Source organism: Dysgonomonas sp. HDW5A (assembly GCF_011299555.1).
Taxonomy (GTDB): Bacteria; Bacteroidota; Bacteroidia; order Bacteroidales; family Dysgonomonadaceae; genus Dysgonomonas_A.
This window is the reverse complement of the sequence record NZ_CP049857.1, coordinates 4,195,473-4,210,432: the sequence shown is the minus strand read 5'-3', so window position 1 is coordinate 4,210,432 and position 14,960 is coordinate 4,195,473. Positions and strand designations below refer to the sequence as shown.

Genomic DNA, 14,960 nt, shown 5'->3' with positions numbered 1-14,960 from the left:
TAATTTTTTAATTGTCTGTAAATGAGTTGATTGTTTTTTATTTCGGAAAACATTGAACATTGTTGAAAACAAATTGTTTTAAAATTTGTAACATTCGTTATTACTCGGTAATTTTGTATTGCTGAAAAATAAAGAACAATAGAATAAAATTTCAAATTAAAGAATATCCTCACAATGGAACGTAAAATCTACACTTTTGATGAAGCCTGTGAAGCAGCTCTAGCTTACTTTAAAGGAGATGAGTTGGCCGCTAAGGTTTGGGTCAATAAGTACGCATTAAAAGATGCTGCCGGCAATATTTATGAGCACTCGCCGGAAGATATGCACTGGCGACTAGCCAATGAAATCGCTCGTATTGAGAAAAAGTACGAAAACGGCCTTACAAGTCAGGAATTATATGACTTATTTGATCAGTTTAAGTATATCGTACCTCAAGGTAGCCCAATGACGGGTATTGGCAACGATTTTCAAATTGCTTCTCTTTCGAACTGTTTTGTGATCGGAATCGATGGATCGGCAGATTCATATGGTGCGATTATGCACATCGATCAGGAACAAGTGCAATTAATGAAACGCAGAGGTGGAGTAGGGCATGATCTTTCTCACATCCGCCCAAAAGGTTCTCCGGTTAAAAATTCTGCATTAACGTCAACTGGTTTGGTTCCTTTCATGGAAAGGTATTCAAACTCTACCCGTGAAGTAGCACAAGATGGTCGCCGCGGAGCTTTGATGTTGAGTGTTTCTATAAAACATCCTGATGCGGAATCTTTCATTGATGCCAAAATGGTAGAAGGAAAAGTAACAGGTGCAAATGTTTCCGTTAAAATTGATGACGACTTTATGCAGGCTGTTGTTGATGGAACAACTTATACGCAACAATATCCTGTTGTGTCAAACGATCCTACTACAACAAAAGAAATAGATGCTTCGAGATTGTGGGAGAAAATTGTACATAATGCTTGGAGATCGGCAGAACCGGGAGTTTTATTCTGGGATACAATTCTTAGAGAATCGGTGCCTGATTGCTATGCCGATTTAGGTTTCCGTACAGTATCTACTAATCCATGTGGTGAAATACCTCTTTGTCCTTACGATAGTTGTCGCTTGCTGGCGATTAATTTATATTCATATGTAGTTAATCCATTTACTGATGATGCTTATTTTGATTTTGAATTATTCAAAAAACACGTAGCACTAGCTCAACGTATTATGGATGATATTATTGATCTGGAAACAGAAAAGATTGATAATATATTATTGAAAATAAATGAAGACCCTGAAGTGGAAGAGGTAAAACAAACCGAAAGAAACTTATGGGAAAAAATCCGCAAGAAAACATTGCAAGGACGTAGAACAGGCGTGGGGATAACTGCAGAAGGGGATATGATTGCAGCAATGAATCTTCGCTATGGAACGGAAGATGCTACGGCTCTAGCTGAAGAAGTACATCGTACTTTGGCTATTGCAGCTTATCGTGCATCTGTCAATTTAGCAAAAGAACGTGGTGCTTTTGAAATCTTTGATATCGAAAGAGAAAAAAATAATCCGTTCATCAATAGATTGTGTGCTGAAGACCCTACTCTTTATACTGAGATGGAAAAATACGGTCGTCGTAATATTGCCTGTCTTACAGTAGCTCCAACGGGAACAACTAGTTTAATGACACAATCTTCGTCAGGTATTGAGCCTGTATTTCTTCCTGTCTATAAACGTCGTCGTAAGGTAAATCCGAATGATGTACAGGTTAAAGTAGACTTTATAGATGAAAATGGCGATTCATGGGAAGAATACATTGTTTTCCACCACAAGTTTGTAACCTGGATGGAAGCAAAAGGACACTCAGTGACTAAAAAATATTCATCGGAAGAGTTAGATCATCTGGTAGCTCAATCTCCGTACTATAAAGCAACTTCGAATGATGTAGATTGGTTGCAAAAAGTGAAAATGCAAGGGCGTATTCAAAAGTGGGTTGACCACTCAATCAGTGTAACTATAAATTTACCATCAGATGTGTCGGAAGAGTTAGTAAATACATTATATGTTGAGGCTTGGAAGAGCGGATGTAAAGGATGTACTGTTTACAGAGACGGTTCACGTGCAGGTGTATTATTGGCTGCCGATGACAAAAAAACAAAAGAAGACGAATGTTACGAACGTCCAATCTTGGTGACTTCTCGTCCTAAAGAGCTGGAAGCAGACGTAATTAGATTCCAAAATAACAAGGAAAAATGGATTGCCTTTATCGGTGTTCTAGATGGTCGTCCTTACGAAATATTTACAGGTCTTAATGACGATGATGAAGGTATTATGTTGCCTAAACATGTAAGTAAAGGAGTTATTATTAAAAGTACTGATGACGATGGAGAACGTAGCTATGACTTCCAATTCAAGAATAAGAGAGGCTATAAAACAACAATCGAAGGTCTGAACAGTAAGTTTAATCCTGAGTATTGGAATTATGCTAAATTGATTTCAGGCGTATTGCGTTATGGTATGCCAATCGATCAGGTTATTAAACTGGTTCAAGGTTTGGAATTAGATAGCGAAACAATCAATACATGGAAAAATGGGGTTGAAAGAGCTTTGAAGAAGTACCTTCCTAACGGTGCCGAATTGAAAGGTCAAAAATGTCCTGTTTGTGAGCAAGAAACCTTAGTTTATCAAGAGGGTTGTTTGAAATGTAGCAATTGTGGTGCTTCAAAATGTGGTTGATCCTGAATTGATCTAAGTATTAATTTAACATATTGTCTCTAGCCCTGCTTCTAAACAGAAGTAGGGCTAGTTTTTTATGTATCTGTGTGTTGATGTAAGTGTTAAATTAAAGAATAAGTATTGTTGTCTGGATAGAATACACTATATTTTGACCGTTTTACAGAGCTTGACTGTACACAGAATTACAAACTTTAAATTTAGGAACATGAAAAACATTATTAAAAAGCATCTCTATACGAATAAGAGATGTCTGAATTTTCTCATTCTTTTTATTGGATTAACATTTTTAAGTAGTCTTTATGCATCCAAAAATCAAACATCAGATGATACCAAAGCTGATGTATTTGAAGTAGTCATGGAGCGTATTCAATCTGCTCATAAAAGTGTTAATGTCACGACTATGGAAAATAATACTACTTATTATCTATCGGTTATCCAGGAAGATGGATCTTTTCCTGATATTAACTATGCAGATAATGCCCAGACTGACTGGAAACCGATTGGTCATTTAGACAGGATGAAGAGCATGGTACTTGCTTATACAATGACCAATAGCAAGTATTTTGGAGATGCAGCCGTTTATAATACGATTGTAAAGATGCTCGGTTTTTGGTATGATAAACATCCTTTAAGTACCAATTGGTATATGCAGAAAATAGCTTGCCCTCAGCGAATGGGTGTTATGTTGATTCTTATGCGTTCGGGAGCACAGCAATTGCCTGCTACTCTCGAAAATAACCTTCTGGCACGTATGAAAAGTGAAGGGGGAAAGCCTGATGAGCCGGGGTCGCAAGGGACCGGAGCTAACAAACTGGATATTGCTACACATTGGATATATAGAGGGTGTTTGACTAAAGATACTTCAGTATTGTCTTTTGGTGCAGATCAGGTGTACTTTCCTATATTTTTAACAACAGGAGAGGGGCTACAGCATGATTATTCCTATCAACAGCATGGTAATCAATTATATGTTGGTGGGTATGGGCATGTGTTTGTGAATGGTATATCTAGTATTGCCGAGTATATGGTAGGCACTCCCTATGCATTATCCGGCGAAAAACTAGATTTGCTGAGTCAATTCATGAGAACTATTTATTTACCGATTATCAGGGGTAAATATTTTCTTTATAATGTATTGGGTCGTGGAGTGAGCAGAAAAAACGGTCTTAGCCAATCTGGTTTTGCTACAGTTGTAAACCGTATGATTGCTCTTGATCCAGCGAATACAGAAGAATACGAAGCAGCAGTAAAACGATTGAAGGGAACAGAATCTCCCGGATATGGATTGAAATCAACCAACACTCACTTTTGGCGGTCTGATTATACATTGCATCAACGCCCGGGTTATACTTTTGATGTACGAACTGCATCGAAATACACATGTCGGAATGAGAATGGTAATGAAGAGAACCTTAAAGGATACTTCCTTGCAGACGGAGCAACTGATATTGCTATCAATGGCGATGAGTATGTCGATATTTTCCCTGTATGGGATTGGGCGAAGATACCCGGTGTAACAGCTCCTTCTTTGATAACGATACCAAAACCTGCACAGTGGGGGCAAGTAGGTACAAGTACTTTTGCCGGAGGGGTTTCTGACGGAAAATACGGGGTAAGTACTTATTGGCTTAATGATAATAACTATAATATTAATACAACAGCTAAAAAGTCATGGTTCTTTTTTGATGACGAGGTTGTTTGCTTAGGTGCGGCTATTGCTTCGACAGTAGCACAAACAATAAACACAACACTTAATCAAAGTTTACTTCAAGGAAGTGTGATTGCTAATACGAATGGAACCGAAACAATATTGAGTAAAGGAAGCCATAATTATGTTAATCCATCATGGGTGTTGCATAATGGAATAGGTTATATCTTTCCTCAAGGGGGAAATATTTCTATTACTAATCAAGATCAGACCGGAACATGGAAATCTATTAATGCACCTTCTAGCGATGAGGTAATAACAAAAGAAGTATTTAAAATGTGGTTTAATCATGGTGTTAAGCCCACCAATGGAAGTTACTCCTATATAGTTGTTCCAAATAAAACTACATCAGCAGAAATGAATACCTATTCTAGTGCTGATATTGAAATATTGGCAAATACAGATTCAATCCAGGCTGTAAGACATAAAGGGTTAAATATTTTAAGTCTGGTCTTTTATAAAGCTGCCACATTTAGAAATGGAGATGTTACTGTTTATGCTGATAGGGGATGTGCTTTAATCCTTAAAAATGTAGGAACGCCCAAAGTTGAAGTTTATATCTCAGATCCATCGAGAGTACAATCAAATGTAACTTTGCGGACAAAGTTCCCAACTATTGGAGGTACAAAAGAACTAAAATGTACACTGCCTAAACATCCCGATTCGTATGCCGGTTCTACATTCAAGTATATAATAGATCAGGATACTCCTGAATATGTATCGGTTAAGTATAAATCTGTTTATGCAATAGAAGATTCTTGGGTAAGGGATGGCGATTATGCAAATACGAATTATGGAACAGCTAATACTTTAGTTGTGAAAAAAGATGGAGATGGTTATAATCGAGAGGCTTATATTAAATTTGATTTACAGAATATTGATATAACCAAGTATCAAAATATATTTTTAGCTCTGTATGTAGCAAACTCCAATACATCAATTCATGATACTCAATGGAATATAGGATATGTTGCTGATAATACATGGAGCGAGAAAAGTATAACATGGAATAATAGACCTGTCACTACTAATACAATAGCGACAGTTTCTACAGTACCTGCCGGTTCTAATGTTATGGTGGATATATCTCAGGCTGTATTTAATGAAATTAAAAATAATAGTAAAACATTGACTTTGCATATTTCGTCAACAACCAGGGGTGCCGATGGCAAAACAGATGCTCAGTTTTATTCGAAAGAGGGAAGTGATCCGCTTAAAGCTCCACAATTAATGTTACAAGAAAAGGGCGAAAGTAATACCGCATCGTCTGAATTTATTGCTATCGAAGATGCTTGGGTAAGAGATGGTAGTTTTGCGAATACCAATTATGGTACAACTAATACTTTGACTATTAAAAAAGACGGTGATGGATACAATCGAGAGGTGTATTTTAAATTTAATCTGGAAAATACCAGTTTTGATGAAATAGATAATGTTTACTTAAAATTGTCGGTTTCATACGCTAATATTTCTATTCAAAATACCAGCTGGCAAATTGTACCGGTGGCAAATACATGGACAGAATCGACTTTAACATGGGCAAACAAACCTTCTGTTTTGGCTGAGCCTATTGCTACTGTTAATGGTTTACCGGCAGGCTCTGATGTACAGGTTGATATTACCGAATATGTTCGCTCAGAGTATAAGAAAGGAAATAAAATCATATCATTGCACGTATCTTCTACCTCAAAAGGTAGTGATGGAAAAACAGATGCACAATTTTATTCGAAAGAATCATCTGATGTAAATAAACATCCTAAGTTGTTGATCGAGTTCAAGTCATTAGCATCTACCCTCAGAACGGTTGAATTAATTAGTGATACAAGAGTAAGTACTACGGTATACCCTAACCCTGTATTGAGAGGAAATATATTATTTATTGATTTCCCGAAAGAAACCAATACTGCTGAAATCAGAATAATAGATATGTCGGGGCGTACATTGCTTATAACCAAAGATCATTCGGTTGATTCTTCTAAATTACCATCAGGAGTATATGTTTTATCAATTAAAGACAATAAACATCCAGAGTTGAATGAAAGTCTAAAATTAATGGTGAAGTAAAACCCATCTTTTATAAAACAGCAAAGTCTCGGAAATCTCCGGGACTTTACTGTTTATATTATTATATTTTTTAATAATCTCCTTCGAGCATCGAGTCTCTATACCCCAAGAAATATAAAATCCCATCGAGTCCTACAGTAGAAAGAGACTGTTGTGCATTCTCTTTGACTTTAGGTTTTGCATGAAATGCAATTCCTAGTCCTGCAGTAGCCAACATTTGTAGATCGTTCGCTCCATCACCTACGGCTACAGTTTGTTTCAAATCTACTTTTTCGACCTGAGCAATTAAACGTAACAACTCTGCTTTGCGTTTGCCATCTACAATATCTCCAACATGTTTTCCGGTAAGTTTACCGTCTTCAATTTCCAGTTCGTTGGCATATACATAATCAAATCCGTATTTTTCTTTTAAGTGATTACCAAAATAAGTAAATCCACCCGAAAGAATGGCTATTTTATATCCACTCTTTTTCAAAATACGTACTAATCGGGTCATTCCTTCTGTTATCGGCAGATTTTCGGCAATCTCTTTCATAACCGATTCATCTAAACCTTTGAGTAGGCTAACTCTTCTTTTGAAGCTTTCGGAAAAGTCTATTTCGCCTCTCATAGCAGCTTCAGTAATAGCCCTAACTTCTTCTCCTACTCCTGCACGATCGGCAAGTTCATCTATAACCTCAGTCTGGATAAGAGTTGAATCCATATCAAAACAAATCAAACGACGCATACGACGATACATACTTTCTTCTTGGAAAGCAATATCAATCTGGTATTTTGCAGAAAGAGTAAGGAATGTTTTTTGCAGTTCTTTAAAATGTTCGATAGTTCCACGAACTGATAATTCTATACACGACCGACCGATTCTATCTTTTTTATTTAAGGGAATGCGAGAAGTCAGACGAGTAATTTTCTCAATGTTGAGTTTATTATCTAGCAATACTTGTGTTACTATGGATATATGTGTTGCATTTAGCTCACGTCCCAAAATAGTAACAGTATAACGATTCTTTCCTTGAAGATTTACCCAAGTGGAATAAGCTTCTTTGCTTAGATGGGAGAATCTGACATTGACACCTAATTCGTCAGCCTTAAATAGTAAATCTTTGAGGATATAACCTGATTTTTCGGTTTGAGACTCAAACATAATTGCTAACGATAGCGAATGATGTATGTTTGCCTGTCCAAGATCAAGTATAGTGGCATTGTAATGTCCTAATATGGCTGTTAAAGCAGTGGTCACACCCGGACGATCTTGTCCTGATATGCGAACTAAAATTATTTCAGTATCCTCCATTCTTAAATTTTAAGTAGTTTCAATTCTTTAATACTACAGTCTAAAAAGATATCCAGTTTTGATTTTATACTTTTCGAAGCAATAAAAAGTCAGAGACCTTAGTTTGCTGAGTTTAGTAATTTCGATTCTGCAGTTTCTATAGAGGCAAAATCAAACTGATCTATTATATTTTGTTTTAGTAATTCTATTTGCTCATTGCATAAATTTCCGATACTTCCTTCGTGTGTATGATTCACTTGTCGGTTGTGTGAGAATTTACCGTTTTCGATGTCCATACCTACTTTTTTATAAGCATCTCTGAAGGGCATTCCTTCCAATACTAGACGGTTTACTTCTTCTACACTAAATATATAGGTGTATTTATCATCATTTATAACCTCTTCGTTTACTTTAATTTCACCTATCATACGACCAATCATAGAAATGCAGTTGTTTAGCTCATCAAAAGAAGGCAAGAAAATTTCTTTGATAAGTTGCATGTCTCTAAAGTAGCCTGACGGAAGATTATTAGTAATCAAAGTAATTTCTGTTGGCAGAGCTTGTAATTTATTACATTTAGCACGGGACAATTCAAATACATCGGGATTCTTCTTATGTGGCATGATACTTGATCCTGTAGTATATTCATCCGGCAACTTTATAAAACCAAAGTTCTGACTATTATACATACATGCATCAAAAGATAGTTTAGATAGAGTTGCGGCTATGCCTGCGATGGCAAAGCCTACAGTGCGTTCCATCTTACCTCTTCCCATTTGAGCATATACAACATTATAATTCATAGAATCGAATCCTAATAAATCTGTTGTTAGTTGTCTGTTTAATGGGAATGAAGAACCATATCCGGCGGCAGATCCTAAAGGATTGCGGTTACAGATTTTAAATGCAGCCAAAAGTAACTGTAAGTCATCAACAAGGCTTTCGGCATAAGCTCCAAACCATAATCCGAATGACGATGGCATTGCTATTTGCAAGTGAGTATAACCGGGTATAAGGACATTTTTATACTTTTCGCTTTGCTGTAAAAGTACATCAATAAGACCTGATACTGATTCTACGACAATTTTAATCTGTTCTCTAGTGAAAAGTTTTAGATCAACCAATACCTGATCGTTTCTCGAACGACCACTGTGAATTTTTTTACCAACATCACCCAATTTACGGGTAAGCATTAATTCTATTTGAGAGTGAACATCTTCTACATCATTTTCTATTGTAAAATGACCTTCTTCTATGGTATTATATATTGATTTGAGTTCTTTAAGAAGAATAGATAATTCTTCTTTTGCAAGTAATCCGATTGATTCGAGCATGGTTATGTGGGCCATCGAGCCCATTACATCATGTTTGGCTAGATATAAATCCATTTCTCTATCGTGACCAACCGTATACTCTTCTATATCTTTATTAACCAGTGTATTTTTTTGCCAAAGTTTCATTCGTTAGCTTTCCTTAATTAATTAAGCAATTTCAACTATTTATTCTCAGTATTCCCAAAACAACAAAAGGGTCTGAGACCCTTACTTTTCAGCTAAATCACCATAAGGTATGGTGGCTAATGTCTCGGCCATTTTATCCAGTCCGTTTTGTAACGGTTTTGATATCATGGGTTTCAAGAAAGCATTTATATCGGCTTTTACGGTCAGCTTCATTTTAGTTTCTTCTGTGGCTGATTGTTTTAATTGAATCCATAAATTCAACTTGAAAGGAAGTTGTTCGGCCTCAAATTTAATTGTAGAATTAGGTTCACGCTCTACAATAACAAATCTAACTTTTCCAATCGGATCTACAGTAACTGTACAGGAATCCTGATCATATGAGAAATCTTTGATTTTGTCCTGAGGTATTTTATCTTTAATCAGGTCTAATTTTCTCAGGTCTGATAAAACCGAAAAAATATCCTGATCCGAATAAGGTATTGTTTTTATATCGCTGATATATTCCGCCATTTTTACGATATTAAGTAAATAAAAGTATTTAGTACTATACTTTCACAGGTTGTTGTCGTCCTTGCCAAAGTAATGCAAAAAAGGTCTGAGACCTTATTTCCAGTTTGCAGGATCTTTTTTCCACTCTTGAAGTGTTTCGAGTTCCGATTCGTCTATATAATCGATTCTCAACGCTTCACCTAATACTGCATCGTAATTAGTAAGAGTTGTAAGCTCTACACCTGCTTTAGTGAAATTTTCTTTTGAAATAGGTAAACCATAGTTAAATATGGCAATCATACCGATAACTTCCGATCCGTCTCTCTTGATGGCTTCTACAGCTTTAAGGCTACTGCCTCCCGTTGAGATCAGGTCTTCAATAACCAATACTTTACTATTTGGCTTTAACTCACCTTCAATAAGATTTTCCAGTCCGTGATCTTTTGGAGTAGCACGTACATATACAAAAGGTAAGCCTAAAGAATCGGCAACTAATGCTCCCGGTGTTATAGCTCCTGTTGCTACACCTGCTACAGCATCGGCATCGGGGTATAATTCCATTGCTAAACGGCTTAGCTCAATCTTTACGAAATTACGGATTGCAGGATAAGAGAAAAGTTTTCTGTTATCGCAATATATGGGAGACTTCCATCCGGATGCCCATGTAAACGGATTCGATGGTTGAAGCTTTATAGCCTTAATTCTCAACAGCTTTTCTGCTGTCATTTTTTCCAAAGTATTCATAGTCTGTGGGATAAAATAAATATAACAAATTGCAGTGCAAATATAGATATAATGGTAGATATGAGTTATACAATTGTATCTATTTTTTTGATTCTTTATGGATTTATGTGTAATAATAAGTGTTGTATCCTTTAATATCGTCATTTTAGTATGAAAATATTTTTATCTTTGTGAATTCTGTATATTGTATTGTAATTTGACACATTAAGAATGAAGATTATTTGCGTAGGTCTTAATTATCAGGAACATAATCGCGAGATGGGAAGAGCCGATTCGGCTACTTCCGATAATCCGGTTATTTTCATCAAGCCCGACTCTGCTTTACTGAAGGATAATAAGCCTTTTTTTATACCGGATTTTTCGAATGATATTCATTACGAATTGGAAATTGTTGTCCGTATAAACAGATTGGGTAAGAACATTGCAGAACGGTTTGCTCACCGCTATTATGATGAACTGACTGTTGGAATAGATTTTACGGCAAGAGACCTGCAATCGGAGCTAAAATCGAAAGGGCTTCCTTGGGAACTGTCTAAAGGTTTTGACTATTCTGCGGCAATAGGTGAGTTTATTCCAAAAGAAGAATTTTCCGGCTCTATGGATAATTTGAATTTTGAGCTGCATAAAAATGGTAATCAGGTTCAAATAGGAAATTCATCTGATATGATTCATTCAGTTGATAAAATAATAGATTATGTGAGCCGTTTCTTTACATTAAAGATTGGCGATATTATATTTACAGGAACTCCAGCCGGAGTTGGACGTGTCGATATAGACGATCACTTGGAGGGTTTTTTGGAAAATAAGAAACTTTTTGATTTTTATGTACGCTAACAAGAATATATATAGGTAATAGTAAGGTCTTAGATATAATTTATAGTGATAAAATTATAATTATAAATTGTATTTATGCTTACCAAAGTAACAAAGGTCAGAGACCTTAATTTATATGTTAAGACAAAAACTGTTGCAAAGATATTTCTATACACTACTCTTTTTTAGTATCTGTTCCTTATTTCAACTATCAGCAGTTGATAATGATGGGAGTAGATACGCAGCTAACTCTGTATTATCACAAGGAAACTGGTATAAAATAAAGGTGCCTGCTACCGGTGTGTATAAATTGACTTATGAAGAGTTAGCTAAAATGGGTTTATCTAACCCTCAGAATGTGAAAATATATGGCTATGGAGGCTGGATTCTGGATGAGGACTTTACAAAACCTTATATAGATGATCTTCCTAAGGTTTCGATATGGATGAGTAAAGACCCCGCTAATTTTGGAAAAGGAGATTATATATTGTTTTATGCCCGTGGAGGTATTAAATGGGTATATGATGAAAAACTGAAAGAGTTTGTACACGAACAAAATCCATATTCTAAGAATAGTGATACTAAGGCTGATGAGGTTGCTTATTATTTTGTGACCGAATCTACTGATCAGCCTAAACTCATGGCTACGCAGGCTTCTTCTGCAGCGTCTGTTAAAGTAAATACTTTCGATGATTATTATTTACACGAAAAAGAGCTGGTAAATATAGCAGAAACCGGTCGCAAATTCTTTGGTGAAAGCTTTAAAAGTAAAACTTCTCAGGATTTTACACTACCTCTTGAAGGGGTAACTTCCGCCCCTGCTACTATAAGATATGACTTTATATCAAGAGTTACTGTACCGGTTGGGATGCTTAGTGTATCTGTAAATGGAGGTTTGGTTAAAAGCCAGAAGACTGAAGTAACGAATGAATATTATACGCGTGCAACCACCATAAATGATACAATAGTCAGATCAAATCTACAAAATAAGAATACGTTGAATCTTACTTATACAAAGGGATGGAGCACCGATCAGAACCTTTATCTGAATTATATAAGAGTAAATTATCAACGAGCGCTAAAACCATATGGTGCAGTGACTTTATTTCGTGATAAAACGAATAGGGGAGATATTCAATTCAATATTTCAGAAGCCAGCAGTTCGATGTTGGTATGGGATGTTACGGATAATACTACGGTTCGAAAAATTGATGCATCCTTATCAGGCACTACTCTGAGCTTCGGAGCATCTAATACTGATATACATGAATATGCTTTAGTGGATATTTCTAAAACAATTCCTTCTCCTACACTTGTCGGTAAAGTGTCTAATCAAAACCTTCATGCAAGTACGAGCCCTGATATGATAATTATAGTTCAACCGTTTTTGAAATCTTATGCTGAGCAAGTTGCCGGATTGCATGCAAAGGAAGGTTTGAGGTCGTTAATTGTTAGTCCGGATGATATTTATAATGAGTTTTCGTCCGGTAATCCGGATATAACTGCGTATCGTCGATTTGTGAAAATGTTCTATGACAGAAGTACTTCCGAAGAAGACAGGCCTAAATATCTTTTCCTTTTTGGAGGGGGCACATTCGATAATCGCTTTATTCAATCTAATTGGACTGCTGAAAATAAAAAGTCAATGCTTTTGACTTATCAAACAGAAGAGTCTTTACAGGAGACAGCTTCTTATGTAACTGATGACTATTTAGGATTTTTGGATGATAGCGAAGGTCGTGATTTGGCTTTAGACAAGCTGGATATTTCTATAGGGCGTCTGCCTGTGAGAACCGAAAATGAAGCTCAAATAGCTGTAAGCAAAATAACAGCATATATGGAGAATACTAATAGAGGAATATGGCAAAATAATATAACATTTATTGCCGATGATGCTATTGCTCCTAATCACACTCTTATATCGGAGCGAGGACACATGTTAGATGCCGAAAAACTAGCTACTTACACTGCTACTAACCATCCCGATTTTATATTGAACCGTATTTATCAAGATTCTTATGAAAGAGTATTAAGCACTAATGGTGCACGTTATCCGGATGCTACACAAGCTGTTCTTGATAATATAAATAGAGGGACTTTGGCTTTGAATTTTATAGGACATGGTGCTACAGATTCTTGGACCCATGAGTTTTTATTGAAACTTTCGGATATAACTGCAATGAATAATAACAGATTACCTCTTTGGATAACTGCAACTTGCGATTTTAGCCGCTTCGACGCCGATGATACTTCGGGAGGCGAAGTTGCCTTATTGAATCCTAATGGAGGTGCTATTGCTTTGTTTTCTACAGTAAGAGTTGTATTTATTGTTGATAATACTCTTATGAATAACAATATAACCAAGCATTTATTGAAACCCAAAGACGGAAAAGCTGCTCGAATGGGTGATATAATTCGTAATGCTAAACTGGAGAAAGATATGTTGCAGGATATGAATAAGCTGAAGTTCCAATTATTAGGAGATCCTGCATTAAGATTAAATTATCCGGATGAAACTTATCGTGTTGAAGTTACTGAAATGAATGGACTGTCTGCTGATGAAAAAGATCTTAATATACAAGCTTTAGATAATACAATTATCAAGGGAAATATTGTTAATCAGAATGGAGATATAGTTACAGACTTTAATGGCAAGCTCGAATCGATCGTGTTTGATTCGGAGCAGACTCTTAGAACAAGAGGAAATACTCCGGATGGCCTAAGTGATGAGATTGCCATGAGTTATAAAGATTATACGAATACTTTATTCTCCGGTAGTGTCGAAGTTAAAGAAGGTACATTTGAAATTAACTTTGTAGCTCCCAAAGATATTCTATATACAGGCGGAAAAGGGAAAATGAGTTTTTATGCCCATAATGAGGATGGAGATAAAAAAGCTCAGGGTTCTTTTTATAATTATACGGTAGGGGGTACAAATACTAATTTGCCCGAAGAAACTAATCCTCCTGTTATTTCAAATATGTTTTTGAATTCTCCTCAATTTAAAAATGGAGATCATGTAAACCCTACGCCTCTCTTTTTCGCTGATATTTCGGACGACACCGGAATTAATTTATCAAGTGGAATAGGGCACAATATGGTACTTATTCTTAATAATCGAACAAATATTGATATGACTCCTTACTTTGAGAATGATGAAAATTCAACTAAAAAAGGAAGTATAAGATATCAATTTCCGGAGTTAGACGAAGGACATCATACGTTAGAGTTGAGAGTGTGGGATGTTTGGAATAATTCAGCAAGTCAAACAATTGATTTTATTATAAGTAATGATTTCAGACCGGCAATCTATAATTTCGAAATATGGGGTAATCCAGCAATAAATGAAACTAATTTTGTGTTGAACACAAATACTCCGGGAACAAATGTCGATGTGAAGATATCGGTTTATTCGTTGACTGGAGCCCTCATGTGGGTGCATGAAGAAAGTGCAGATTATCTGCAACAATATTCCTATAATTGGAATTTAAATGACTCTGGAGGCTCACGTTTAAATCCGGGTGTTTATATTTGTACAGCACAAGTAAGTCTCAATGGAAGGGTTTCATCCATAAAATCTCAGAAATTAATTGTTACCCATTAAGATAGAGTTTTATCTTTATGCTACAATATGTACACGTACCTATGAGTAAATATAGTATTTCGTAATATGTTTGAAGTTACAACACATTATATT

8 protein-coding genes are annotated in these 14,960 nt (G+C 35.9%); 4 read left to right on the top strand and 4 right to left on the bottom strand.

The annotated features are described in order from the left end of the window. Positions 1-174 precede the first annotated feature (174 nt). Both G7050_RS17400 and G7050_RS17395 read left to right on the top strand, forming a co-directional pair. Positions 175-2,712: an adenosylcobalamin-dependent ribonucleoside-diphosphate reductase gene (locus tag G7050_RS17400; protein WP_166117529.1), complete on the top strand. Its 2,538-nt coding sequence runs from the start codon at positions 175-177 to the stop codon at positions 2,710-2,712. A 205-nt stretch (positions 2,713-2,917) separates the two neighbouring features. After that, positions 2,918-6,484, top strand: coding sequence for a polysaccharide lyase family 8 super-sandwich domain-containing protein (locus tag G7050_RS17395; RefSeq protein WP_166117528.1), 3,567 nt, complete (start codon positions 2,918-2,920; stop codon positions 6,482-6,484). A 70-nt stretch (positions 6,485-6,554) separates the two neighbouring features. On the opposite strand, the gene serB is transcribed toward G7050_RS17395, so the two are convergent. The 4 genes from serB to pyrE form a co-directional block, all read right to left on the bottom strand. Then, the gene (gene serB / locus G7050_RS17390) at positions 6,555-7,778 is read right to left on the bottom strand and encodes a phosphoserine phosphatase SerB (protein ID WP_166117527.1); all 1,224 of its coding nucleotides are present in this window, start codon (positions 7,776-7,778) and stop codon (positions 6,555-6,557) included. 98 nt (positions 7,779-7,876) lie between these two features. After that, positions 7,877-9,217 carry an argininosuccinate lyase gene (gene argH / locus G7050_RS17385; protein WP_166117526.1) on the bottom strand — a complete coding sequence of 447 codons (1,341 nt, stop codon included), beginning with the start codon at positions 9,215-9,217 and terminating at the stop codon, positions 7,877-7,879. An 81-nt stretch (positions 9,218-9,298) separates the two neighbouring features. Next, entirely contained in the window at positions 9,299-9,727 is a 429-nt protein-coding gene (locus G7050_RS17380; protein ID WP_166117525.1) for an SRPBCC family protein, read from the bottom strand. 93 nt (positions 9,728-9,820) lie between these two features. After that, a complete protein-coding gene (gene pyrE, locus G7050_RS17375; RefSeq protein WP_166117524.1) occupies positions 9,821-10,450 on the bottom strand; it encodes an orotate phosphoribosyltransferase in 630 nt (209 codons plus the stop codon). A gap of 210 nt (positions 10,451-10,660) precedes the next feature. On the opposite strand from pyrE, the gene G7050_RS17370 reads away from it, so the two are divergent. After that, positions 10,661-11,284 carry a fumarylacetoacetate hydrolase family protein gene (locus G7050_RS17370; protein ID WP_166117523.1) on the top strand — a complete coding sequence of 208 codons (624 nt, stop codon included), beginning with the start codon at positions 10,661-10,663 and terminating at the stop codon, positions 11,282-11,284. Positions 11,285-11,399: 115 nt separating this feature from the next. Further along, positions 11,400-14,867 (top strand): type IX secretion system sortase PorU, encoded by a 3,468-nt coding sequence (gene porU / locus G7050_RS17365; RefSeq protein WP_166117522.1) that lies wholly within the window; start codon positions 11,400-11,402, stop codon positions 14,865-14,867. Positions 14,868-14,960: the final 93 nt, after the last annotated feature.

Excerpts from the sequence above, each read along its gene's own strand:
- G7050_RS17400 (WP_166117529.1), top strand. The coding sequence starts at position 175 with ATGGAACGTAAAATCTACACTTTTGATGAAGCCTGTGAAGCAGCTCTA.
- serB (WP_166117527.1), bottom strand. The coding sequence starts at position 7,778 with ATGGAGGATACTGAAATAATTTTAGTTCGCATATCAGGACAAGATCGT.
- G7050_RS17370 (WP_166117523.1), top strand. The coding sequence starts at position 10,661 with ATGAAGATTATTTGCGTAGGTCTTAATTATCAGGAACATAATCGCGAG.
- argH (WP_166117526.1), bottom strand. The coding sequence starts at position 9,217 with ATGAAACTTTGGCAAAAAAATACACTGGTTAATAAAGATATAGAAGAG.
- G7050_RS17380 (WP_166117525.1), bottom strand. The coding sequence starts at position 9,727 with ATGGCGGAATATATCAGCGATATAAAAACAATACCTTATTCGGATCAG.
- porU (WP_166117522.1), top strand. The coding sequence starts at position 11,400 with ATGTTAAGACAAAAACTGTTGCAAAGATATTTCTATACACTACTCTTT.
- G7050_RS17395 (WP_166117528.1), top strand. The coding sequence starts at position 2,918 with ATGAAAAACATTATTAAAAAGCATCTCTATACGAATAAGAGATGTCTG.
- pyrE (WP_166117524.1), bottom strand. The coding sequence starts at position 10,450 with ATGAATACTTTGGAAAAAATGACAGCAGAAAAGCTGTTGAGAATTAAG.